At 65.2% G+C, this 23,069-nt stretch carries 21 protein-coding genes; 17 read left to right on the plus strand and 4 right to left on the minus strand.

Annotation, left to right across the window (positions count from 1 at the left end; translation table 11 throughout):
* Nucleotides 1-90 precede the first annotated feature (90 nt).
* Nucleotides 91-1,119: a 6-phosphofructokinase gene (locus tag ACYVF5_RS12355; RefSeq protein WP_460946810.1), complete on the plus strand. Its 1,029-nt coding sequence runs from the start codon at nucleotides 91-93 to the stop codon at nucleotides 1,117-1,119.
* 143 nt (nucleotides 1,120-1,262) lie between these two features.
* On the opposite strand, the gene ACYVF5_RS12360 is transcribed toward ACYVF5_RS12355, so the two are convergent.
* Entirely contained in the window at nucleotides 1,263-3,386 is a 2,124-nt protein-coding gene (locus tag ACYVF5_RS12360; RefSeq protein WP_460946812.1) for a S9 family peptidase, read from the minus strand.
* 77 nt (nucleotides 3,387-3,463) lie between these two features.
* On the opposite strand from ACYVF5_RS12360, the gene ACYVF5_RS12365 reads away from it, so the two are divergent.
* The 7 genes from ACYVF5_RS12365 (at nucleotide 3,464) to ACYVF5_RS12395 (ending at nucleotide 12,095) form a co-directional block, all read left to right on the plus strand.
* Entirely contained in the window at nucleotides 3,464-4,303 is an 840-nt protein-coding gene (locus ACYVF5_RS12365; RefSeq protein WP_460946814.1) for an aldo/keto reductase, read from the plus strand.
* 67 nt (nucleotides 4,304-4,370) lie between these two features.
* On the plus strand, nucleotides 4,371-6,245 hold the full coding sequence (locus ACYVF5_RS12370) for a DUF2207 domain-containing protein (RefSeq protein ID WP_460946816.1): 1,875 nt from the start codon (nucleotides 4,371-4,373) through the stop codon (nucleotides 6,243-6,245).
* 155 nt (nucleotides 6,246-6,400) lie between these two features.
* A complete protein-coding gene (locus ACYVF5_RS12375; RefSeq protein ID WP_460947025.1) occupies nucleotides 6,401-7,579 on the plus strand; it encodes an inorganic phosphate transporter in 1,179 nt (392 codons plus the stop codon).
* On the plus strand, nucleotides 7,576-7,911 hold the full coding sequence (locus ACYVF5_RS12380) for a peptidase (protein ID WP_460946818.1): 336 nt from the start codon (nucleotides 7,576-7,578) through the stop codon (nucleotides 7,909-7,911). The genes ACYVF5_RS12375 and ACYVF5_RS12380 overlap by 4 nt, the downstream gene beginning before the upstream one ends.
* Nucleotides 7,912-7,998: 87 nt before the next feature.
* Nucleotides 7,999-9,435, plus strand: coding sequence for an NCS2 family permease (locus tag ACYVF5_RS12385; protein ID WP_460946820.1), 1,437 nt, complete (start codon nucleotides 7,999-8,001; stop codon nucleotides 9,433-9,435).
* 96 nt (nucleotides 9,436-9,531) lie between these two features.
* Nucleotides 9,532-10,428, plus strand: a complete 897-nt coding sequence (locus tag ACYVF5_RS12390) for a phosphodiesterase (RefSeq protein ID WP_460946822.1) — start codon at nucleotides 9,532-9,534, stop codon at nucleotides 10,426-10,428.
* 161 nt (nucleotides 10,429-10,589) lie between these two features.
* Entirely contained in the window at nucleotides 10,590-12,095 is a 1,506-nt protein-coding gene (locus ACYVF5_RS12395; RefSeq protein WP_460946824.1) for an aspartate ammonia-lyase, read from the plus strand.
* A gap of 44 nt (nucleotides 12,096-12,139) precedes the next feature.
* On the opposite strand, the gene ACYVF5_RS12400 is transcribed toward ACYVF5_RS12395, so the two are convergent.
* A complete protein-coding gene (locus ACYVF5_RS12400) occupies nucleotides 12,140-13,021 on the minus strand; it encodes a fumarylacetoacetate hydrolase family protein (RefSeq protein ID WP_460946826.1) in 882 nt (293 codons plus the stop codon).
* 95 nt (nucleotides 13,022-13,116) lie between these two features.
* On the opposite strand from ACYVF5_RS12400, the gene ACYVF5_RS12405 reads away from it, so the two are divergent.
* On the plus strand, nucleotides 13,117-14,421 hold the full coding sequence (locus ACYVF5_RS12405; RefSeq protein WP_460946828.1) for a PrsW family intramembrane metalloprotease: 1,305 nt from the start codon (nucleotides 13,117-13,119) through the stop codon (nucleotides 14,419-14,421).
* 112 nt (nucleotides 14,422-14,533) lie between these two features.
* Here the strand turns inward: ACYVF5_RS12405 and ACYVF5_RS12410 are convergent, their stop codons facing one another.
* On the minus strand, nucleotides 14,534-15,787 hold the full coding sequence (locus tag ACYVF5_RS12410) for a hypothetical protein (protein ID WP_460946830.1): 1,254 nt from the start codon (nucleotides 15,785-15,787) through the stop codon (nucleotides 14,534-14,536).
* Here ACYVF5_RS12410 and ACYVF5_RS12415 point away from each other — a divergent pair.
* The 6 genes from ACYVF5_RS12415 (at nucleotide 15,786) to ACYVF5_RS12440 (ending at nucleotide 20,982) form a co-directional block, all read left to right on the plus strand.
* Nucleotides 15,786-16,160, plus strand: coding sequence for an FKBP-type peptidyl-prolyl cis-trans isomerase (locus ACYVF5_RS12415; RefSeq protein ID WP_460946832.1), 375 nt, complete (start codon nucleotides 15,786-15,788; stop codon nucleotides 16,158-16,160). The genes ACYVF5_RS12410 and ACYVF5_RS12415 overlap by 2 nt on opposite strands.
* 164 nt (nucleotides 16,161-16,324) lie before the next feature.
* A complete protein-coding gene (locus tag ACYVF5_RS12420; protein WP_460946834.1) occupies nucleotides 16,325-16,873 on the plus strand; it encodes an Lrp/AsnC family transcriptional regulator in 549 nt (182 codons plus the stop codon).
* Nucleotides 16,874-16,920: 47 nt separating this feature from the next.
* Nucleotides 16,921-17,970 carry an LLM class flavin-dependent oxidoreductase gene (locus ACYVF5_RS12425; protein WP_460946836.1) on the plus strand — a complete coding sequence of 350 codons (1,050 nt, stop codon included), beginning with the start codon at nucleotides 16,921-16,923 and terminating at the stop codon, nucleotides 17,968-17,970.
* 362 nt (nucleotides 17,971-18,332) lie between these two features.
* Complete coding sequence (locus ACYVF5_RS12430) at nucleotides 18,333-19,319, plus strand: TIGR03885 family FMN-dependent LLM class oxidoreductase (protein ID WP_460946838.1); 987 nt, start codon at nucleotides 18,333-18,335, stop codon at nucleotides 19,317-19,319.
* A complete protein-coding gene (locus tag ACYVF5_RS12435) occupies nucleotides 19,316-20,569 on the plus strand; it encodes an alpha-amylase family glycosyl hydrolase (RefSeq protein ID WP_460946840.1) in 1,254 nt (417 codons plus the stop codon). The genes ACYVF5_RS12430 and ACYVF5_RS12435 overlap by 4 nt, the downstream gene beginning before the upstream one ends.
* A gap of 38 nt (nucleotides 20,570-20,607) precedes the next feature.
* Nucleotides 20,608-20,982 (plus strand): hypothetical protein, encoded by a 375-nt coding sequence (locus ACYVF5_RS12440; RefSeq protein ID WP_460946842.1) that lies wholly within the window; start codon nucleotides 20,608-20,610, stop codon nucleotides 20,980-20,982.
* A gap of 118 nt (nucleotides 20,983-21,100) precedes the next feature.
* Here ACYVF5_RS12440 and ACYVF5_RS12445 read toward each other — a convergent pair whose 3' ends face one another.
* Nucleotides 21,101-21,655 (minus strand): type 1 glutamine amidotransferase domain-containing protein, encoded by a 555-nt coding sequence (locus ACYVF5_RS12445; protein ID WP_460946844.1) that lies wholly within the window; start codon nucleotides 21,653-21,655, stop codon nucleotides 21,101-21,103.
* A 122-nt stretch (nucleotides 21,656-21,777) separates the two neighbouring features.
* Between ACYVF5_RS12445 and ACYVF5_RS12450 the strand changes: the two genes are divergently transcribed.
* Both ACYVF5_RS12450 and ACYVF5_RS12455 read left to right on the plus strand, forming a co-directional pair.
* On the plus strand, nucleotides 21,778-22,209 hold the full coding sequence (locus ACYVF5_RS12450; RefSeq protein ID WP_460946846.1) for a VanZ family protein: 432 nt from the start codon (nucleotides 21,778-21,780) through the stop codon (nucleotides 22,207-22,209).
* A 120-nt stretch (nucleotides 22,210-22,329) separates the two neighbouring features.
* The gene (locus ACYVF5_RS12455) at nucleotides 22,330-23,067 is read left to right on the plus strand and encodes an HAD family hydrolase (protein ID WP_460946848.1); all 738 of its coding nucleotides are present in this window, start codon (nucleotides 22,330-22,332) and stop codon (nucleotides 23,065-23,067) included.
* Nucleotides 23,068-23,069: the final 2 nt, after the last annotated feature.

The raw sequence follows: 23,069 nt of genomic DNA on the forward strand, positions 1-23,069 counted from the left end.
GCGGTGCCCATTTCGCTCACGGTAGTCTGCATATGCAGCAACGGCGCTGATCATTTCATTCCCGACCCCCAGCAGAGGAACCGAAACGACATGAGAATTGGTGTGCTCACAAGCGGTGGCGACTGCCCCGGACTCAACGCCGTCATCCGAGGTGCCGTTCTGAAAGGCACCAGGATCCACAACCAGGAGTTCGTGGGCATGCGGGACGGCTGGCGCGGAGTCGTCGACGGGCTCACGATGCCGCTCGACCGCCACAGTGTGAGAGGTCTCAGCAAGCAGGGCGGCACGATCCTCGGCACCAGCAGGACCAACCCCTTCGATGGCCCGCACGGGGGGCCGGAGAACGTGCAGGCGACCCTCGACCGCCTCGGCGTCGATTCGCTCATCGCCATCGGCGGAGAGGGCACCCTCGCTGCGGCGAAGCGCCTCACAGACGCGGGCCTGAAGATCGTGGGCGTGCCGAAGACCATCGACAACGATCTCGAGGCGACGGACTATTCATTCGGTTTCGACACGGCCGTCGAGATCGCGACAGAAGCCATCGACAGGCTCCGCACCACTGGTGAGTCGCACAAACGCTGCATGGTCGTCGAAGTGATGGGCAGGCACGTCGGATGGATCGCCCTGCACGCGGGCATGGCTGCCGGAGCACACGCGATTCTCGTTCCGGAGCAGCCCCAGTCGATCGAGCAGATCTGCGAGTGGGTCGAGAGCGTCAGCAACAGGGGTCGCGCGCCGGTGATCGTGGTGTCAGAGGGCTTCACCCTCGACACGATGGAGTCACCGCACTCCGAGAAGGGGCTAGACGCGTTCAACCGCCCGCGGCTCGGCGGCATAGCCGAGGTGCTCGCGCCCACCATCGAGGAGCGCACGGGCATCGAGTCGCGTGCGACGGTGCTCGGGCACCTGCAACGCGGGGGAGTGCCGAGTGCCTACGACCGGGTACTCGCCACACGTCTCGGCATGGCGGCCATCGACTCGGTGATGGACGGCGCGTGGGGCACGATGCTCGCGCTGCGCGGCACCGACATCGAGAACGTTCCGTTCGCGGATGCCCTCGGCGGCCTGAAGACCGTGCCGCAGCAGCGCTACGACGAGGCTGCGATCCTCTTCGGCTGATCCGCCCCCTATCGGCTGATCCGCCCCCTATGTGACCTTTCCGGACCGATGTGCTCGCTTCGCCGGCCACCTGCGTCCGGAAAGGTCACCTGGAAGCACGCGGGATGCCGCCCCGAGTGGCGCAGGGCGACGAGTGGCGCGACTCAGTCGGCGAGCCCGAGCACGTCGAGCACCCAGGCGAGCTCGAACGCGCGCTCGCGCCAGGCGTTGTAACGCCCGCTGACGCCGCCGTGTCCGGCGCTCAGCTCCGTCTTCAGCAGCACTGACGCACCCGCCTCGCGCAACCTGGCCACCCACTTCGCGGGCTCCACATACAGCACCCTGGTGTCGTTGATGCTCGTCACCGCCAGGATGCGCGGATACTCCACGTCGTCACGAACGTTCTCGTACGGCGAGTACGACTTCATGTAGGCATACACCTCGGCATCGTCGAGGGGGTTTCCCCACTCGTCCCATTCGATGACGGTGAGCGGCAGTGTCGGGTCGAGGATGCTGGTGAGCGGGTCGACGAACGGCACACTGGCGAGAATGCCGGCGAAGGCATCCGGTGCGATGTTCGCGACGGCGCCCATCAGCAGGCCGCCCGCGCTGCCGCCTTCAGCGACAAGCGCGTCCGGAGTGGTGTAGCCGGCGTCGACGAGGTGCCTGGCGCAGGCGACGAAGTCGGTGAACGTGTTCTTCTTCGCGAGTGCCTTGCCCTGCTCATACCAGGAGCGTCCGAGCTCACCGCCGCCACGCACGTGCGCGATCGCGAAGGTCACCCCACGATCGAGCAGCGAGAGACGGGACACAGAGAACGAGGGGTCCATGCTCGCCTCGTATGAGCCGTAACCGTACAGGTGAACGGGGCCCGGCCTCGAGGCGCCGCGTTTCCAGACCAGCGAGATCGGGATGCGTGTGCCGTCGTCTGCCTGAGCCCACTCGCGTGTCTGTTCGTAGTCAGCCGGGTCGAAGCCGCCGAGCACGGGCTGCCGTTTCAGGAGGGTGAGCTCGCCCGTCGAGACCGAGTAGTCATACACCGTCGCCGGTGTCACGAGCGAGCCGTAGCCGAGCCGGACCGTCGGCTGCGCCCATTCCGGGTTGCCGCTCGACGACACCGTGTACAGCGGCTCGTCGAATGCGAGCTCCTGAAAACGGACATCGGCCGGCGCTGCGACCTGATCGAGTGTTGCGACGCCGATGCGGGTCAGCCCCTCGCGCCGATAGCTCAGCAGCAGGTGCCCGGCGAACGCCTCGACATCGTCGATACGCATCTCGAGGCTGTGTGCCTGCACGATGCGGGAGTCCTGCGGTCCGGTGCCGGGGGCAACGGGGTCTGTCATAACAAGCTCGAAGTTCTCGGCGTCGACGTTGTGCACGATCAGCAGCTGGTCTTCACCGCCGATCACCGCGTGCTCGACCGCGTATTCGACGCCGTCGCGTCTCGGCCAGACGACGCGGGGCTCACCGGTCGGGTCAGCCGCGTCGATGAGGTGCCATTCGCTTGTGACGCTCGAGCCGAGCGCGATCACGATGTAGCGGCCGCTGCGCGTTGTGCCGGCGCCGACCCAGAAGCGTTCATCCGGCTCGCGCAGCACAACAACGTCGTCGGCATGCGCCGTGCCGACCTCGTGCCGCCACAGGGTGTCTGGCCGCCACGACGCGTCGACGGTCGTGTAGAACACGTACCGGCCGCAGGGCGAGAACGTGGCACCGTGGGAGGTGCCCGGAATCTCATCCGGGAGGTCCTGGCCCGTCGCCAGGTCGCGCACCCGCAGGGTGAAGCGCTCGTCGCCCTCCGTGTCGACGGCCCACGCCAGTCGTGCGCCGTCTCGGGAGACGTCGAACGAGCCCAGCGAGAAGAACTCGTGCCCATCGGCCTCAGCATTGCCGTCGAGCAGAACCTGCTCGCCGTCGACGGGCGTCTCTGGGTCGAGGGGTGGCGGCGTCCAGTCGTCAGCAGACGCGATCGGAGCGCGGCAGTGCAGCCGGTACTGCTTTCCCTCGATGCTGCGCGAGTAGTACCACCAGTCGCCCTCGCGAACGGGAACGGACAGGTCGGTCTCGAGAGTCCGCGACGTGATCTCGTCGAAGACCCTCTGTCGCAGATCGGCGAGGTGCGCGGTCTGCTGCTCGGTCCACGCGTTCTCGGCTTTCAGATGCTCGATGACGGCCTCGTCGTCCTTCTGCCGCAGCCATTCGTAATCGTCGACGAACGTGTCTGCGTGATGCTCCCTGACGGTGGGATGCTTCGGCGCGGCGGGCGGTGATGCGATCGTTTCGGCCATGCACTCACGCTACCGGTGACCGTCACCTCCTGCGCACGCCCTGGTCGGCACCGTCGTGCCTCACGTATGGTCGAGACATGACAAGACAGCCTGTGCACCGACTCAACGACGGAACGACCCTGCCGCTGCTGGGATTCGGAACCTATCCGCTGACGGGCGACGAGGGCGTTGCCGCCGTGCGATCGGCCGTCGATGTCGGCTACCGTCTGATAGACACAGCCGTGAACTACCGGAACGAAGACATCGTCGGCCGTGCGATCGCCGAGTCCGGCGTCCACCGCGATGAGCTCGTCGTCACGACCAAACTGCCTGGGCGCGATCACGGATACGACGAGACGATGCGGTCGTTCGACGCATCGTGCGCGGCACTCGGCGTCGACAAGATCGATCTCTACCTCATCCACTGGCCCAATCCGAGTGTGAACAAGTACGCGGCGTCGTGGCGAGCCATGGTCGAGCTGCAGAAGCAGCACCGGGTGCGATCGATCGGCGTCTCGAACTTCACCCGCGAGTTCATCGAGCGCATCGCCGCAGAGACGGGTGTTCTGCCCGCCGTCAACCAGATCGAGGTGCACCCGTACTTTCCGCAGCAGGGACTGATCGAGTTCCACCGCGAACACGACATCGTCACAGAGGCCTGGAGCCCGCTCGGCAAGCGCGCCCAGCCATACGAGGAGCCGGTGGTGCGTCAGATCGCAGACGCCAGGGAGCGCACTCCCGCCCAGGTCGTTCTGCGGTGGCATCTGCAGCGCGGGGTGGTGCCCATCCCGAAATCCGGTCAGGCAGAACGGCAGCGAGAGAATTTCGACGTCTTCGACTTCGAACTGAGCGACACCGAGGTCGAGGCGATCACGGGGCTCGCGAAACGGGACGGGCGTCTCTTCGGCGGTGACCCGAACTCCCACGAAGAGATGTAGCGCGCACGTGCCCTCACTCTTCTCCTCTCACCTCCTCTCACCGATAGACACTGGTTAGGCTGTCCGGGTGATCACAGTCAGCAGCAGATTCATCCTTCGCTTCGCCCCGCTGACAGCGGTGGTGCTCGGCATCGCGTTCGCCGCTGCACTCGTCGGCGGCCTGTGGTCGTCACCCGCGGAGGCGAGTGAACGAGCCGATACGGTGACGGCCGCCGCCGTGCCAGCCGGTGTCGACGACTTCAGGTTCTCGTCGTTCGAGGGGGAGTACACCCTCGGGCGAGACGATGAGGGGCATTCGACGCTGCGCAGCGTCGAGACCTTCGTGGCCGAGTTCCCCGAGTTCGATCAGAATCGCGGGATCATCCGTGCCATCCCAGAGGGCTCCGACGGCGTGCACTGGAAGACGCAGATCGAATCGGTGACGGATGCCTCTGGCAATGACATCCCCTATGACGACTCCGAGACCGAGGACGGCTTCATCCTGCTCTCGCTGGGAACCGACGAGTATGTGCACGGCACGCAGACCTACGTGGTCACCTATACCCAGCGTGACGTGGTGCGAAGCTTCGACGACACCGACGCAGCCGAGTTCTATTGGAATGCGCCTGGCACCGGATGGGCGCAGCCGTTCGACGGCGCGCAGATGAGTGTTGTGGTGCCGAACGAACTGAGCGACAGCCTGACGGGGCAGAACACGTGCTATCTGGGTTCGCAAGGTTCAGACCGGCAGTGCGAGATCAGCGAGTCGGACTCGGGTGATGCGCACGTGCTCCGCTCACCCGATACTGTGCTCGCCGCCCATGAGACCTTCACGATGGCCATCGCCTTCGAGCCGGGCACCTTCACCGAGCCCGAGATCCCCTCGACATGGCCGATCTTCACCTGGGTGCCCCTCGTCGTCGTCGCGGGCCTCGTCGCGACTCTCGTCACCGGTATGGTGCTGAGGCACCGTCACACCCGGGATGCACGCGGGCGCGGAATCGTCGTCGCCCAATACGCGGCCCCGAAGGACCTCGACCTCTTCGTCGCGGGCGACCTCATCGGAAGGGTCAACCTGGCCATGCCGGCGAGCCTGATCTCGCTCGCCGTTCGGCGGCACCTGCGCATCATCGACGGCTCCGCAACCGGGAGCGACGGCTACCGCCTGCAACTGCTGAATCCAGATGGTCTCTCTGCGGGAGATCGGCAGGTGGTCGACGAGCTCTTCGGCGCCGGAGCGGCGCCGGGAACGCTCAGGGACATCACCGCGAAAGACACTGCGCTCACAAAAGTCGTCGTCGAGTGGTTCACTCAGGCGCCAGCCCGCTCGGTCGCGGCCGGCTATCGGGTCACACGTCGTGTTCCGAAAGCGTGGATCACCGTCGCGATCGCGATCGCGCTCGTGCTCTGCGCCGTCGGGCTGCTCGTGGCCTCTGCTGTGCTCTATGGAACGAACGCATTCACGATCGGCGGTATGATCGCCGGCATCGTGCTGGCCATCGGCACGTTCATCGCCGTCTCGCCGCGCAAAGCGCTCACTCCGGCTGGGGCAGAGACGAGGGAACACCTGCTCGGGCTGCGTGACTATCTCAGACTCGCAGAGAAAGACCGGATCGAGATGCTGCAGAGCCCGACGGGTGCAGAGCGCGTGAACGTCGGCGACGACCTCGAGATGGTCACGTTCTATGAGAAGCTGCTGCCCTATGCGGTGCTCTGGGGCGTCGAGAAGGAATGGGCACAGGAGCTCGGAGACTACTACGACCGGTCGCATTCCTCGCCGGACTGGTATCACAGCGATCGTGGATTCTCGTCTGTCGTCTTCGCAAGCTCGCTGGCCGGACTTTCTGCCTCAGGGGGAAGCACACCGTGGTCTGGAAGCGCGGTGTCGAGCGCGTCTGGCGGCTCCGGCGGCGGGGGATTCGCGGGGGGCGGAGGCGGAGGCGGCGGCGGAGGAGGCCGTTGAGAGGATGACCGGCGGCGGCAGATCGAGTTGACGGGCGGTGGCGCGGGTGTAATCATCGTGATGGCCGCTTAACAGGCAACCTCTTCCAGATGAATTCCCCATGAACATGTCGGTGGATGCGTCTGCGCGGGAGCCCAGACTCAGGACTTATGCCGGTGGACATCACCCTCATCGTTGTGCTCGTCATCGCACTCGCGCTCTTCTTCGACTTCACAAACGGTTTTCACGACACGGCGAATGCGATGGCGACGCCCATCGCCACCGGCGCGATGAAACCCAAGATCGCCGTCGGCCTCGCCGCGATTCTCAATCTCGTCGGCGCGTTCCTCTCGACGGAGGTGGCCCGCACGATCTCGAGCGGGATCATCCGCGAGGGTGAGGGCGGGGTCTTCATCACCCCCGAGCTCATCTTCGCCGGGCTCATCGGCGCGATCGTGTGGAACATGCTGACCTGGCTGCTCGGGCTGCCGTCGAGTTCATCACACGCACTGTTCGGCGGGCTCATCGGCGCTGCACTCGTCGGCTTCGGATTCCAGGCGATCGATCCCTCTGTGCTGATGTCGAAGGTGATCCTTCCCGCCCTCATCGCTCCCGCGACGGCCGGGCTCGTCGCGTTCACGGCCACCAAGATGGCGTATGCGATCACCAGGCGCTACGACGGCAAGCCGGACGGCCGTTCCGGGTTCCGCTATGGCCAGATCTTCTCGTCGTCGCTGGTCGCGCTCGCACACGGCACGAACGACGCCCAGAAGACCATGGGCGTCATCACGCTCACCCTCATCGCCGTGGGTGCACAGGCAACGGGGACCGGACCGGAGTTCTGGGTGATCGCCGTCTGCGCCCTCGCCATCGCACTCGGAACCTACATGGGCGGGTGGAGGATCATCAAGACCCTCGGCACCGGGCTCACCGAGGTCAAACCGGCGCAGGGGTTCGCCGCCGAGACCGCCACCGCGTCGACGATCCTCGCCTCGAGCCACCTGGGGTTCGCCCTGTCGACGACACAGGTCGCATCTGGCTCGGTCATCGGCTCCGGCCTCGGAAGGCGCGGATCCAAAGTGAAGTGGGGCACCGCCGGACGCATCGGCATGGGCTGGCTGTTGACCCTTCCGGCAGCCGGGCTCGTCGGAGCACTCGCCGCATTCATCGCGCATCTCGGGACCTGGGGCATCGTCTTCGATGCTGTTGTGGGTATCGCGGTGATCTGGTTCATCTTCTGGCGATCGCGCCTCAACGAGATCAACCACAGGAACGTGCTGAGCGAGGTCGCGGCCTCTGGCGAAGTCGTCGAGATCGAGGACGACCCTGAGCCGAAGCGGGTGAACCTGCCATGATCGACTGGTTCGCTTTCGTTGTTGTGCTCGCGTCTGCCCTCGTCGCGACAGTTGTGGTCGTCGGGTTGTATGCGCTCGGTCTCACACTGCTCGTCGCGGCCGGCCGTGTGCCGGTCGTCACTCCCGCCGAGTTCACCGACGCGATAACAGTGCTCACCGCCGAGCAGGTTCGAAAGGCCGAGAAGAAGGCGGCGAAAGCCGCGCGCAAGAATCCCCTGAGCCCCGCGCTCAGGCGACTCGCGCAGGCTGGGGCGTACGCCTGCTTCACACTGTGCGGCGTCGCTGTGCTGTGGGGCATCTACCTGATCGTCCCCGCCCTGCACGGCGGCTGACGGCGCCGCGCGGATGCATGCCGGCCAATAAGCTGGAATCCGCGAGTTCGCAACACCTACGTCCTCACCGCCCAGAAAGGCTCATCGGTGGCACAGACATCCGCACCGCCCGCGTCGAATCGAATCGACTCCTTCTTCGAGATCACCAAGCGCGGCTCAACTCTCGGAGCAGAGATCAGGGGCGGAATCGTCACGTTCGTGGCGATGGCGTACATCGTGATCCTGAACCCGATCATCCTGTCCGGCAGCCCTGACGTCGACGGCGCCTCGCTCGATTTCGCCCAGGTCTCTGCGGCCACAGCCCTGACGGCCGGCGTGATGACCATTCTGTTCGGCATCGTCGCCCGGCTGCCGTTCGCGTTCGCGGCCGGTCTCGGAATCAACTCCTTTCTCGCCGTCAGCGTCGTCGGTCAGGTCACCTGGCAGGAGGCCATGGGCCTCGTTGTGATCAACGGGCTCATCATCGTGCTGCTCGCCGCGACCGGCCTGCGGCGGATGATCTTCGATGCGGTTCCCGTGCAGCTCAAGGTCGCGATCACCGTCGGCATCGGGCTGTTCATCGCGTTCATCGGCCTCGTCAACGCCGGGTTCGTCACGGCGACAGGAATCACGTCTCCGCCCGTCGGCCTCGGCTCCGGCGGCTCGATCGCGACGCTTCCGACCGTGACCTTCGTCATCGCCGTGCTGCTCACCGGCACCCTCGTCGCACGCAGGGTCAAGGGGGCGCTGCTCATCGGAATCGTGGTCAGCACCATCCTCGCCGTCATTCTCGAGGCGATCTTCAGGGTGGGCGCCTCGAACGGAGGAGAGAACCCCGGAGGGTGGAGCCTCTCGGTGCCAGCTCTGCCCACCCGGGTGGTCAGTCTGCCCGACCTCGGACTGGTCGGCCAGTTCTCGTTCGGGGGTTTCGAGCGCATCGGCGTGCTCGCGGCTGTGATGCTCGTCTTCACCCTCGTCTTCACGAACTTCTTCGATGCCATGGGCACGATGACCGGACTGTCGAAAGAGGCGGGTCTCGACGACGCGAAGGGCAACTTTCCGCGACTCAGGTCCGCGCTGATCGTCGAGGGGATCGGCGCCGTTGCGGGCGGAGCGGCGTCGAGCTCGTCGAACACGGTCTTCATCGAGTCGGGAGCGGGCATCGGCGAAGGAGCCCGAACCGGCCTGGCGAACGTGGTCACCGGTCTGCTCTTCGTGCTCGCGATGTTCCTGACGCCCCTGACGCAGGTCGTTCCGAGCGAGGTCGCGTCTGCGGCGCTCGTTGTGGTCGGAACCCTGATGATGGCGCAGATCCGTGAGATCGACTGGAGTGACTTCTCACTCGCGCTGCCCGTGTTCCTGACGATCACGATCATGCCGCTGACCTACTCGATCGCGAACGGGATCGGCGCCGGCTTCATCGCGTGGGTCGTGCTGCGCTCACTGAGCGGCAAGGCACGCCAGATCAGCCCCCTGCTCTGGATCGTCGCCTTCGGGTTCCTGATCTACTTCGCGCGCGGACCGATCGAGGCCCTGTTCGGCTGACCGCTGATGTCATAGTCGTGCTGCCGGCGGGATGCCGTGCCGGCGCGGCGGTGAGCGACGAGACGGGTGTGGGCGGTGCGACATAGACTCGTTCGCATGAGCGTTCAGCTTGGCCAGCATCCTCCGGCGCAGCAGGTTCTCGTCCACCTCAGCGACACTCACTTTCTCGCGGGTGGAGCACCGCTGCATCAGACCATCGCGACAGAGGCGAACCTGCTGCAGGCGCTCGCCCAGGTCGAGACCATGGGCATCCGGCCGTCTGCACTCGTCTTCACCGGCGACCTCGCAGACCTCGGTGAAGCGGATGCCTACCGTCGCCTGCGTGCGATCGTCGAGCCTCGTGCTGAGCAGCTCGGAGCAGAGCTGATCCTGCTGATGGGCAATCACGATGAACGCGCCGCGCTGCGCCGCGACCTGCTCCGCGAACCGGAGTCGGAGCATCCGCTCGACCGTGTCTGGCACCTGGACGGCCTGCGCGTCATCGGGCTCGATTCGAGTGTGCCCGGGTATCACCACGGGGAGCTGAGCCCGGAACAGCTCGCGTGGCTCGATGCGGAACTGGCTGTTCCCGCGCCCAGAGGCACCATACTCGGGCTGCACCACCCGCCGGTGCCCGCGCCTCAGCCGATTTTCGACATTCTCGAGCTTCGCGATCAGTCGCGGTTCGCCGACGTCGTTCGCGGCAGCGACGTGCGTGCGATTCTTGCGGGGCACCTGCACTATTCGACGCACTCGATGTTCGCCGGAGTGCCCGTCTCGGTGGCGGCCGCCACGTGTTACACCATGAATCTCTCACTCCCGCCTCGGGTCGTCAACGGCATGAACGGCGGCCAGTCGTTCCAGCTTGTGCATGTCTACGACGACCGCATCACCCACTCGGTGGTGCCGATCGGCGACTTCGTCACGGCAGACACGTTCACCGAGGAATTCGTGCAGGAGCTCGAGGCGATGACCGCAGACGAGCGGCTCGAGGCGTTCTCGCGCAAGCGCTGATCGTGCCAGAAGAGCTGCGCGAGAGTCGTGGGTTTTGGATGGTTTTCCGGGCACTCGCGCGTGAGAGCGGAGGGGAATGTCACACAGAGCATCATCACCGGGCATCGACGTGGGGCATTGACGTAGAGTCGAGGAACAGGGATCAACCACGGAGGTTCGATATGCAGCAGGTGTCCGGCGAGACTCGTACTGAAACCGACTCGCTCGGTTCGCTTGAGATCCCCGCTGAGGCCTACTGGGGCATCCATACCGCACGGGCGCTCGAGAACTTTCCGATCAGCAAGCGCCCGATCTCTGTGTACCCCGACCTCGTGACCGCCCTCGCGTGTGTGAAGCAGGCGGCCGCTCGAGCGAACGTCGAGCTCGGCACCCTGAGCCGCACCAAGGGCGACCTCATCGACAGGGCATGCCAGCGCGTGATCGACGGAGAGTTCCACGACCAGTTCGTGGTCGGCGTCATCCAGGGCGGTGCGGGCACATCGACCAACATGAACGCGAACGAGGTCATCACCAACGTCGCGCTCGAGCTGACCGGGCGGCCGAAGGGCGACTACGGATACCTGTCGCCGATCGATCACACCAACCGAAGCCAGAGCACGAACGACGTCTACCCGACGTCGCTCAAGATCGCGCTGGCGCTCTCGCTCAGAACACTGCTCACCGAGCTCGATCTGCTTCGTCAGTCGTTCGGCACAAAGGCGGGGGAGTTCCGGCACCTGCTGAAGGTGGGTCGCACACAGCTTCAGGATGCCGTGCCGATGACGCTGGGGCAGGAGTTCCACGGATTCGCGACGACACTGGGTGAAGACCACGCCCGCCTGACCGAGACCGTCGGGCTGCTCGGTGAGATCAACATGGGCGCGACGGCGATCGGAACGGGCATCACCGCTGATTCCCGCTACGCGGCAGTTGTTCTCAGGCATCTGATCGAGATCACGGGACTGCGTCTCGAGACAGCCCCTGACCTTGTGGAATCGACGAGCGATGCGGGCGGTTTTATGTCGTTCAGCGGCACTCTCAAACGCTCGGCGATCAAGCTCTCGAAGATCTGCAACGACCTGCGGCTGCTCTCGAGCGGGCCACAGGCGGGGTTCGGTGAGATCAACCTGCCCCCGAAACAGGCCGGGTCAAGCATCATGCCGGGCAAGGTCAATCCCGTGATTCCCGAAGTGGTGAACCAGGTCGCGTTCTCCGTGGTCGGGGCGGACATGACCGTGACGATGGCCGCCGAGGCCGGGCAGCTGCAGCTGAATGCCTTCGAGCCCGTGATCGCGCACTCCCTGATGCAGTCGATCATGTGGATGGCACAAGCCTGCTACACCCTGCGCGTGAACTGCGTCGAGGGAATCACCGCCAACGAAGAACGGCTCGAGAACATGGTCGGGGTGTCTGTCGGCGTGATCACCGCGCTGACGCCGTTCATCGGCTACTCGGCGGCGGCAGCACTCGCGAAGACGGCGCTCCTGACCGGCCGGAACATCGCCGATCTCGTTGTGGAATCGAGACTGATGACACGCGAAGAGGTCACCAAGCAGCTGTCGCCGGCGCGGCTCAGCGGGCTCGAAGCCGTCACCACGGCCATTCCCGTCATCGATGTCGACGACTCCCCGCCCCGTGCGGCTCAGAAGACCCGCACAACCCAGAAGAACAGGGACGCCGCGCTCTAACGACCGGTGCCATACACGCGTTGCACACTGCCTGAGGAACTGCCTCAGAGCATCCGGCAGTGGGTCGTCAAGGCGCCGATCCCATCGACGGCCACCGTGACTTTCGACCTGTCGCGCAGAAAGACCTGTGGATCGCGCGAGTATCCGGCTCCCCCGGGGCTGCCGGTCGAGATCAGCGTGCCGGGCAGTAGCGTGATCGACTGGGACAGATGCTCGATGAGGGTAGCGACCGACCTCACCATCAGCGCGGTCGAGGAGTCCTGCATCAGGTGCCCGTCGAGCACCGTGCTGATGTGCAGGTTCTGGGGATCGGGGACTTCGTCCGCTGTGACGACGACGGGTCCTGTGGGAGTGAAGCCGTCGAACGACTTGCACCGTGTCCACTGAGCTTCTGAGTACTGGATGTCCCTGGCCGTGATGTCGTTCACCACCGTGTATCCGAACACGTGGTCGAGGGCATTCTCGGCCGAGACGTTCTTCGCCGGTGTGCCGATGATCACGCCGAGCTCTGCTTCGTAGTCGATCGACTCGCTGAGAGAACGGGGCCAGGTGGTCGTCTGGTTGTGACCCGTGAGCGAGTTCGTCCACAACGAGAACACCGTGGGGGCGTTGTCGGCCTTGAGGTTCAGCTCATTCGAGTGGGCCGCGTAGTTGAGCCCGATCGCGATGATCTGGGGCGGTGCGAGCACGGCTGAGGCATGGCTGACCGCGTCGAGCGACGTCAATGGCACATTCTGTGCGAGGGCGGTCGCGGTGACGGTGCGCACCCTCTCGAGTTCCGGATGCCCGGCCTCGACGAGCGCCTGCAGGGTGCGTGGAGCGTCGGCGAGGACCTCGTCGACGAAGAGCGCGCCCGCGTGCTCTACGACGGCGAGCCTGGCGCCGGCCTCGGGGGAATCTTCGTCGATCAGATGTGCGAATCTCACTGCTCTAGGCTATCGGCAGCTTTCGACGGTCGATGAACGGTATCTGTGCAGCGTTCCTCGGGCAGACGCCCAGCATCCCGCATTAGCCTGATGGGATGACCTTCCCTCCGTCGACAGGCGATGCGTTGCCGTCGTATTCGGAGCAGCCGCGTTTCTCTCGGCCCGCCCGCCAGGCGTACTATCCGCCGCAGCCGATCTACACGGGACCGTCATACACTCGACCTGCCGGATTCGGCCGTCCGCCGTACCAGCAGCCGGTGCTCGCGCCCGTGTATCAGCAGCCGGTCTGGTCGCAACCGGTGCGCAAGACGTCTGCGGGTGCGGTGCTAGGAATCATCGGCGTGAGTGTGCTCGTTGTTGTACTCATCGGTCTGCTGGTCTTTTTCGTGGCCTCGATGGGCGCCCTTGCGGTCTCTCTGTCGCTGGTCGCCGCACTTGTGCCGCTGGCGGTTGTGATGGGAGCGGTGCTCTGGATCGACAGGTGGGAACCGGAGCCGCGCCTCGCCCTCTTCTTCGCGCTTATGTGGGGCGCTGCGGCCGCGGTTCTGATGGCGCTCGTTGTCGGCCTCGGACTCGAGATCGCTTCTGTGCTGTCAACGGGGCAGGGCGTCAACGGGTTCATCGCGGCAGCCATCCAGGCCCCCCTTGTCGAAGAACTCGCCAAGGGTCTCGGTGTGCTGCTGATCTTCTTTGTGGCACGCAAGCATTTCGACGGACCGCTCGACGGCCTCGTGTATGGCGCGGTGATCGCGGCCGGGTTCGCCTTCACCGAGAACATCCTCTATTTCGCCGCGGCCGTGGTGGAGGGCGGCATCAGCGATTTCGGGATGGTGTTCGTGGTTCGCGCGATGATGTCGCCGTTCGCGCACGTTATGTTCACAGCTCTGACCGGTCTGACGGTGGGGATCGCGGCTCGCCGGTCCGGTGTGGGTGGCGTTTTCGGATGGTTCGCCATCGGCCTGGCTTCCGCCGTCGCCCTGCACTCGCTGTGGAACGGGGCGCTTTTTCTGGTGAGCAGCATCGAAGGGTTCGTGCTCTACTACGTGCTCGTGCAGGTCCCGCTCTTCATCGGATGGATTCTGCTCACCGTGTTCGTGAGACGCCATGAGATCAGGATCACCGAAGCGAGACTGAGCGAGTATGCAGCGGCCGGCTGGTTCACGCCTGCTGAGGTGAGGATGCTCGCGAGCTGGACCGGGCGACGGCAGGCTCGCTCGTGGGCGGCGTCGCTCCCCGGGGACAAGCGGCTTGTGATGCGCCGTTTCATCACAGACGCCACACGTCTCGCCTACACCAGGCAGCGCATCATCACGGGGCGCAACCAGCTCGTTCACCGCAGGACGGAGCGGGAGCTGCTCGAGTCGGTCGCAACCGACAGGGCCGTGCTGCTCGGGCCGTAATGATGCCTGCGTTAAAGAACTCATCGCCCGGTGCTGCGGCGCTGCCTGCAAGACTCCCTGGGCGATGAGTTTGTGCATTAAGGATGCCTCTCGTCCGCCACGAGCGCAAGGGTCATGTGAGAATTCCTGTCGCCTGGAAGGCGATCCATGCGCCGAAGGCGGCGAAGCCGAGAACAACGAGGGTCGCACCCGGCACTTTCCGTGACATTCGTCGCCCCTGGGGCGCGACGACATCGAGGGTGCGATCCGCCACCCGCTCGTCTGCGTATCGCGCGGTCTGTCTGACGGCTTTCGAGCCGACGATGTTGACGATCGCGAACAGTCGTTGCCACACGGCCGGCTGGGTGAGATCGAACGGAGCCGTCGAATAGACGAACATCCAGTTGTCGACGATCTCGACGTCGAACGCCGACGTGTGATCGATGAGCAGCGCCATGAGGTCTGGGGTGAACACATAGAGAGCGTCGCGTTCATACCGCGGCGGGCAATAGAGCGTGAAGTGCCTGTTGAAATCGCCCTCGAGCGAGAGCACCGCATCTTTTCCGAAGTAGTGCGGCAGATTGCTGCCCAGGAGCAGGTTGTTCTGCGTGGCGTCGAGCACCATGTGCGGAAGGCGACGATCGAGCTGCATCGCGATGAAGCCCCACTGGTAGGTGCGCGAGCTCTTGCCCTGCTTCACGTCGTATCGATAGTTGCCGATGTCGAGCGGGCGACCATGGGCTGCGCGCAGGTGGTCGTGTGCGTGTCGGTTGCTGCCGACGCCGAAGATCATGCCCGCATAACCCGGTGCGTCCGTGTATCCGTGGTAGACGGCGCCGTTTCGTTCGGCGAACTCACGCAGCCTCAAACGCCGTTCCCAGTCCGATGGACGACGGCCGTGCCTGAACGCGGTGACGGCGCCGATGACCATGAGGCAGGTCGGCACGGCGAACAGAAGAGCCGTCGCAGCCACACCCGCATTGCTGCTCGCGATCACGATCATGCCGCACATCGGTAGCAGAATCAGCACGGTCAGGCCCGCGATGACGAGCCCGATGACCGATGCCGGTGTGAGCGGCGGAAGAACCGTGCGGCTCCATCCCGATGATCTGGCCCATAAGGTGAACTGCCTGACCTCGTCCTTCGAAACGGGTCTGGTCAGGGCAGAGTAGTCGGCGCCGGTCATCGGCACGAGTCTAGTTCTGCCCGGCGAGAGCGTGCGAGGCGGCTGCCGTTCCCCGCACGCCGGAGGGTCTGCCCGAAACGGGGACACCTCGCGGATGCACGGGTGCTCAGCCAGGGTGAGCACCAGCATGGGGTCGGTGTCTTTGACGCGTGGCGTGGCGTCTTTTGACGCCGCGCGGCAGAAGAGGTTGGATGTATCCATGACTGATTCTCAGAACACCAAACCAGAGGTCGATGCTCCGACAGGGCCCGCACCAGATGAGCTCCAGGTCGTCGACATCACCGTCGGCGACGGAGACGAGGCGCAGGCGTCGTCTACTGTCGACGTGCACTACCTGGGTGTCGAGTACGACTCAGGAGAGGAGTTCGACTCGTCGTGGAGTCGCGGGCAGTCGATCAACTTTCCCCTGCGCAACCTCATCGCGGGCTGGCAGGAGGGCATCCCCGGTATGAAGGTCGGCGGACGTCGGAAACTCACCGTTCCGCCGCAGCTCGCTTATGGCCCTGCCGGTGGCGGTCACCAGCTCTCGGGCAAGACCCTGATCTTCGTCATCGATCTGCTCGGCGTGAGCTGACCTCACCCGATTGCCCTTCTCTGCGCGGGGCGACGGCGACCTGGATCGGCCGGACTGCACGGATTCCTGTGCCGTCCGGCCGATGCCGTCTGCGTTGTGATCCGGCAGCCGGTCATCGGCGCAACCCTCGCACGTCGGCGACGGCGACTGTGCACACTGCCATAATGAGTGGCAGAACCGCAGCATGCGAAACGACCGACGGGAACACAGTGGACGCGAAGAAGGCGCAGCTCGACGCCATCGATCGCGCCCTGTTGAAAGCGCTGTCCGCGAACGCGCGTGCCTCCGGATCCCAGCTCGCGAACCAGCTCGGCATCGCCGAGTCGACCGTGTCGCTGCGGCTGCGCAGGCTGCAGCAGTCCGGTCACATCACCGGGTATCACGCCGACATCGATCTGGCGGCGCTCGGCGCGCCGCTGCAGGCGCTGATCGCCGTGCGGCTGTCCAAGCACGTCCGCACAGACATCGAGGAGTTCAGGAGCCAGGCACCGACCTGGCCGGGTGTGCTCGCGCTGTTCCACATGGGCGGCCGCGACGACTACCTGCTGCACATCGCCGCGCGGACGACCGAAGACCTGCGTGATTTTGTGGTGCGGTATCTCACGGGGCATCCGGCGGTGTCGCACACCGAGACCAACCTGGTGTTCGAACACGCGGCGGGAACCGGCTGGTACGGACTGCTCGACGATGAGAACGTCTTCGGTTCGCCCTGATCCGTCGCTCGGGAATGAACCGCGTGACCCTGGGCTTGAAGACAGTGATGAACGATCACGTGAAGCTCTCTGTCCTCGACCTGGTGCCCGTGCGACGCGGGCAATCGACAGCGGATTCGCTGAAGGCGTCGCTCGACATGGCACGGCGGGCGGATGAGCTCGGGTACACGCGGTACTGGGTGGCCGAGCATCACAATATGCCGTCGGTCGCCTCGACGAATCCGGCGGTGATCATCGCACTGCTCGCTTCGCAGACCACCCGTATCAGGGTGGGATCGGGTGGTGTGATGCTGCCGAACCACTCACCGCTTGTGGTGGCTGAGCAGTTCGCGCTCCTCGAAGCGGCAGCACCGGGGCGCGTCGATCTCGGGATCGGCCGCGCGCCCGGCAGCGACCCCGTTGTCACGGCCGTGCTCAATCGCTCTGGCGCGACGAGCGATGTCAACCAGTTTCCGAACGCCATCAGCGACATCGCCGCCCTGCTCAGCAGCGAGGGGGCCACCGTGCGCCTGACGAGCGGCCCCGAGTATCAGTTGCGCTCCACTCCCACCGCGAGTGGAGTGCCAGAGCTCTGGCTGCTCGGGTCGAGCGACTACTCGGCAACCCTCGCAGCGGCCATGGGGCTTCCCTACGTCTTCGCTCATCATTTCGCCGGTGCGGGCGCAGAGCGAGCGCTCGAGATCTACCGGTCGCAGTTCCAGCCGTCTGACGAGCATCCGTCGCCGAAGACCTTTGTGACGGCGAACGTGGTTGTCGCGCAGACAGCGGACGAGGCGCAGGCACTCGCACTGCCTCAGCTGCAGCAGATGGCGAGGCTGCGCACCAACCAGCCGTTGTCGCAACTGCCGACGGTGGAGGACGCCGCAGAGACCACGCTCACCGGGCTGCAGAACGAGATCGTGGAGCAGATGCGGGGGTCGTGGATCATCGACGAACCGGATGCCGCCGCCTGGCGAGTGCGTGAGCTCGCGCGCAGATTCGGGGTCGACGAGGTCATGATCTCGGCCGGTGCCTCAGAACATGCAGACGTCGATGCATCGCAGAGCCCGGCTCGTCTCCAGACCATCGACCTGCTGGGGGAGCGCCTTCTGCCGTAGCGGCGCGCGGGCTCCGCAGACGACCGGCTGAGGACGGCCCGCGAGCAAGGAGTTTCGGGGGACAACCTTGCTCGCGGACCGCGTGAGCACCGGGCGCGCGCAGAACGGCGAATCGAATTCGCTCTTCCTGGCGGACGGGATCTGGATGGGGGGACATCTGGATCCCTGTTCTCGATGCTGACGACTCAGGCTACGACCGGCAGATGATCGACGGCTGTGTCATTGCTATGCGCCAGCAGTGAGCCGAGACCCGTGACGATGCGAGTGCGCGCCGACCGTCGCCTCCTGCATCCCCTGAGGCTGGGGCGGCATGGTGACTCTGGTTAGTGTCTGAATCAGAGCTGAGCGGAGGAAACACGCCTATGACGATCATCGGGTACCACGCGTCGCACGAGCAGATCGCTCCCGCAGACCTGTTGGCCTCGGTGAGGCACGCAGAGCAGGCGGGCTTCGGCGCGGCCATGTGCTCAGATCACTTTGCGCCGTGGAGCGAACGGCAGGGGGAATCGGGATTCGCCTGGGCCTGGCTCGGTGCGGCGCTCGAGGCCACCTCCCTGCGGTTCGGTGTGGTGACAGCACCGGGGCAGCGATACCACCCGGCGGTCATCGCGCAGGCCATGACCACACTTGAAAGCATGTACCCCGGGCGGTTCTGGGCGGCACTCGGTTCGGGAGAAGCGGTGAACGAGCACATCACCGGTGACCGCTGGCTGCCGAAAGAGCAGCGCGTCGAGCGTCTCGGCGAATCGGCGCGTGTCATCCGTTCGCTGCTCGCGGGCCACGAGGTGAGCACGTCGGGTCACATCACCGTGGACCGCGCGAGGGTGTGGTCGAGACCGGATGCTCCGCCACCTGTGCATGCGGCGGCCGTGAGCGCAGAGACGGCGCGCTGGGCGGCATCCTGGGCAGACGGGCTGATCACGGTCGGCCAGCCGATGGCAGCTCTTCGCGGAGTTGTCGACGCGTATCGCGACGGCGGGGGGCGGGGGCCGCTGATGCTCCAGCTTCACCTGAGCTATGCCGACAGCGACGACGAGGCACTGCACATCGCCTGGGAACAGTGGCGCACGAACGTGTTCGGCGAGCCTCTGAGCTGGGACATCGAGACGCCGGCGGGGTTCGAAGAGGCCGCACGCCACGTGCGTCCTCCTGATCTGCACGACACGGTACTTGTGTCGTCGAGCACGCAGCAGCACGCCGACTGGATCGCGGAGCGCCGAGCTCTCGGGTTCGACGAGATCTATCTGCACCACGTCGGCAAACCGCAGCGACACTTCATCGATGCCTTCGGCGAGCGGGTGCTCCAGCAGTTCCGAGAGGCGCCAGTCGAGCAGGTGCGCAACGTATGACCATGCCGCACACCGGCGACCTGTGGTGGAAGACAGCTGTCGTCTACTGCCTCGACGTCGAGACCTTTATGGACTGGAACGAAGACGGTGTCGGCGACTTCGTCGGGCTCGCGCACCGGATGGACTATCTCGCGGAGCTCGGCGTCACCTGCCTCTGGCTGATGCCGTTCTATCCCACACCAGACAGAGACGACGGATACGATGTGAGCGATTTCTACGGCGTCGACGGCCGGCTCGGGCATCTGGGCGACGTCGTCGAGGTGCTGAGAATGGCGGATGACCGCGGGATCCGCGTCATCGCGGACCTCGTGGTGAATCACACGTCAGACGAGCACCCGTGGTTCGTCGATGCGAGGTCGAGCAGATCCTCGCCGTATCGAGACTTCTATGTGTGGCGCGATGAACCGCCCGAGGATGAGAAGCAGACGGTGTTCCCCGGCGAGGAGAGCGGCGTCTGGGAGTTCGACGAGGGATCAGGGCAGTACTACCGCCACAGCTTCTACAGTCATCAACCCGACCTGAACCTGGCGAATCAGGACGTTCGCGATGAGATCACGAAGGCGATCGGGTTCTGGCTGCAGATGGGCTTCGCCGGGTTCAGGGTGGATGCCGTCCCGTTCCTTCTCGACACGGTGTCGACCGCCGACGGCTTCGGAGACCCGCACGCCTACCTCAACGTGCTCCGGTCGTTCGTCTCACGGCGCTCGGGCGACGGCATCTTTCTGGGCGAGGTCAATCTTCCCCGAGAGGATCAACTGCTCTACTTCGGTGGTGAAGACGGCGACCAGCTCACCATGCAGTTCGACTTTCTCGGCATGCAGAAGCTCTACCTGTCGCTGGCGCGCGAAGACGCACGGCCGTTCGCGGCGGCCCTGGCCGAGCGGCCCGCGATCGATGAGACATCGCAGTGGGTCAACTTCGTGCGCAACCACGATGAGCTCACTCTCGATCAGCTGAGCGAGGAAGAACGCGGTGAGGTTTTCGATGCGTTCGCCCCAGAAGAACACCAGCGGGTCTATGGGCGGGGCATCGTGCGCAGGCTCCCCCCGATGCTCGACGGCGACCCGCGTCGCATCAGAATGGTCTATAGCCTGCTGTTCTCACTACCAGGGGTTCCCGCCCTGTTCTACGGCGAAGAGATCGGTATGGGCGAGAACCCCGACCTGCCAGGACGAAGTGCCTGCGCTCGCCGATGCAGTGGGCCGACACGCAGAACGCCGGGTTCTCGCAGGCAGATGCAGACGATCTGATCTCTCCCGTCGTTGAAGGGGCATATGGTCCCGCGCACGTGAACGCGTCTGATCAGCGTCACGACCCGGACTCGCTGTGGCATTTCGTCCAGCGACTCACCAGCAGGTATCGGTCGTCACCCGAACTCGGCTGGGGCGCTCTCACCGTGCTGCCCCAGCAGAACGACTCGGTGCTCGCGCACCTGGTCTCGGACACCGCCGGTCAGATGCTGGCCCTGCACAACTTCGGCGCCGAGGCGGCATCGGTGACACTCGTGCTCGACGGAATGGACTCGACAGTGCAGCTGATCGACCTGCTCGGTGAAGAGAGCATCGTGAGGCCGACGGATGACGGAGAATGCGAGCTGGTGCTCGACGGTTACGGATGCCGCTGGCTGCGGGTGCTCCGCAAAGGCGAGAAGCGGCTCGCCTGAGCACCGTGAGTGTCTCGAAAAGCAGCCGAACACGACCGGAAAGTCGTGTTCGGCTGCTTTTGTGACACTCCACGACCGTGTCGCGAGGGCGAATGCGGCATCTGCGCTCGTGGCGCGGCTATGCCGACTGCTTGCGGTGTGTTCCCTCAGCGGTCTCTTCGACGACCTTGGCATTGAAGGCGGGGAGGTCGTCGGGTGTGCGGCTCGACACGAGGCCGGCGTCGACCACAACCTCTTCGTCGACCCAGTTCGCTCCGGCGTTCGTGAGGTCGGTGCGCAGACTGGGATACGACGTCATCTTCCGCCCGTCGACCACGCCCGCCTCGATCAGGATCCACGCGCCGTGGCAGATCACCGAAACGGGCTTCTTCTGCTCGAAGAACTCGCGCGCGAATGTCACGGCGTTCTGATCCATCCGCAGGTGATCGGCGTTCACGACGCCACCGGGCAGCACGAGGCTGTCGAACTCCGATGCGGTCACGTCAGAGACCGTGCGGTCGACGTTTTGGGTATGCCCCTTCTTGCCAGAGACCGAGCCCGATCGTGGAGCGACCAGAACGGCTGTGCCGCCGGCATCCGTCACGGCATGCCACGGGCTGGTGAGCTCAGAGTCCTCGTATCCGTCTGTGAGCAGAAAGGCGACTGTTTTGTTCTCGAGGGTGGTGTTCGTCATCAGGTGCTCCTGGGTCTCGCGGCCCGGTATCTCCGGACCCGTTCGTCACGGTACGCCGGAGTGCCGCACGCCCCCACCCGCGGTCAGCAAGCTCGGAGGCGAAGCTGCGGCATGATGGGAGCATGCCTCCTCGCCGCATGATGCTGTGGAGTGCCACTGCGTTGTACACGCTGTTCATCGCGGCGCTCACCTGCGGTCCGCAGCCCGTCGACGACACACGGGGCAGCATGTTGCGAACGGTGCTCGACTGGCTTGCCGGGTCGCCGATCACCAGCTGGCTGACCTACAGCCTGATCGAGTTCGTCGCGAACATCGCGATGTTCGTGCCGTTCGGGGTTCTCGCCGCGGCGTTGGCCGGTCAGCGCAGGTGGTGGGTCGCTTTCGCAGCCGGTTGCGCCTGCACCCTGATCATCGAAACCGTGCAACTCGCCCTGCCCGATCGGGTGAGCGACCCGCGCGACCTCGTCGCCAACTCACTGGGGACGCTCGTCGGCGTCGCCCTCCAGCTGGCGTCCATGCGTGCGCGGGACGGCAGAGCGAATCGGGCCCCCTGATCCGACGCGGCACAGGTGCGCGCATCGGGCCACGGGCATCGGAACCCTCGCCGGTTTTGTTCACGCCGCGTTCATCTGCTGATCGCACTGCCGTCACAGGGCGGATGCGGACTGTGGGATGTGAGTTCCCACGCGGTCGAATCGCCGACAAGACACAACGACCACCGGGCACGGTGGGGTGTTCTCATCGATCTCGACGGAACCCTTCTCGATACGGAGCACCTCTGGATCGAATCCGCGCTCGAGGTCGCCGAGAGCCACGGGTTCGGTGATGCCGTCTCGGGGGAATCGATCGAGGGTCTCACCGCTCGCGCGATCGCGACGCATCTGAACACAACGTATCTGAACATGAGCGGACGAAACGCCCCTGGCATCCATCGGATTCAAGCCGAGGTGGAGGAACGTGTCCTGTCTCGATTCCGGCGTGGTGTCGGCTGGATGCCCGGTGCCCAGGCGCTGCTGGCCGAGCTCTGGGCGCACCGGATCCCCACGGCGCTTGTCACTTCTTCGTCGATGCGCTGGGTGCAACGGTGCGCACAGAGCGCCGATCTGAGCGGATTCGCCGTGCTCGTCACCGAAGACGATGTCCGGAACGCCAAACCTCACCCTGACCCGTACCTTCGTGCTGCCGATTTGCTCGGGCTGCCGCCCGCCCGGTGCGTTGTTCTCGAGGATTCGGTCGTCGGAGTCGACTCTGCCGTCGCCGCGGGCTGTGTTGTGGTCAGGGTCGGGCCGGCTCGTTCCTCCGGGCAGAGCACGGTCACCGGTGTTGAAACGCTCTCAGACCTCTCGACGGCGCGCCTGCGCCGTCTCCTCGATCCGGTGCCGGACGCCGGGCACCCCTCACCGAAAGGCTGACC

The sequence above is a fragment of the Okibacterium endophyticum genome (assembly GCF_054780075.1).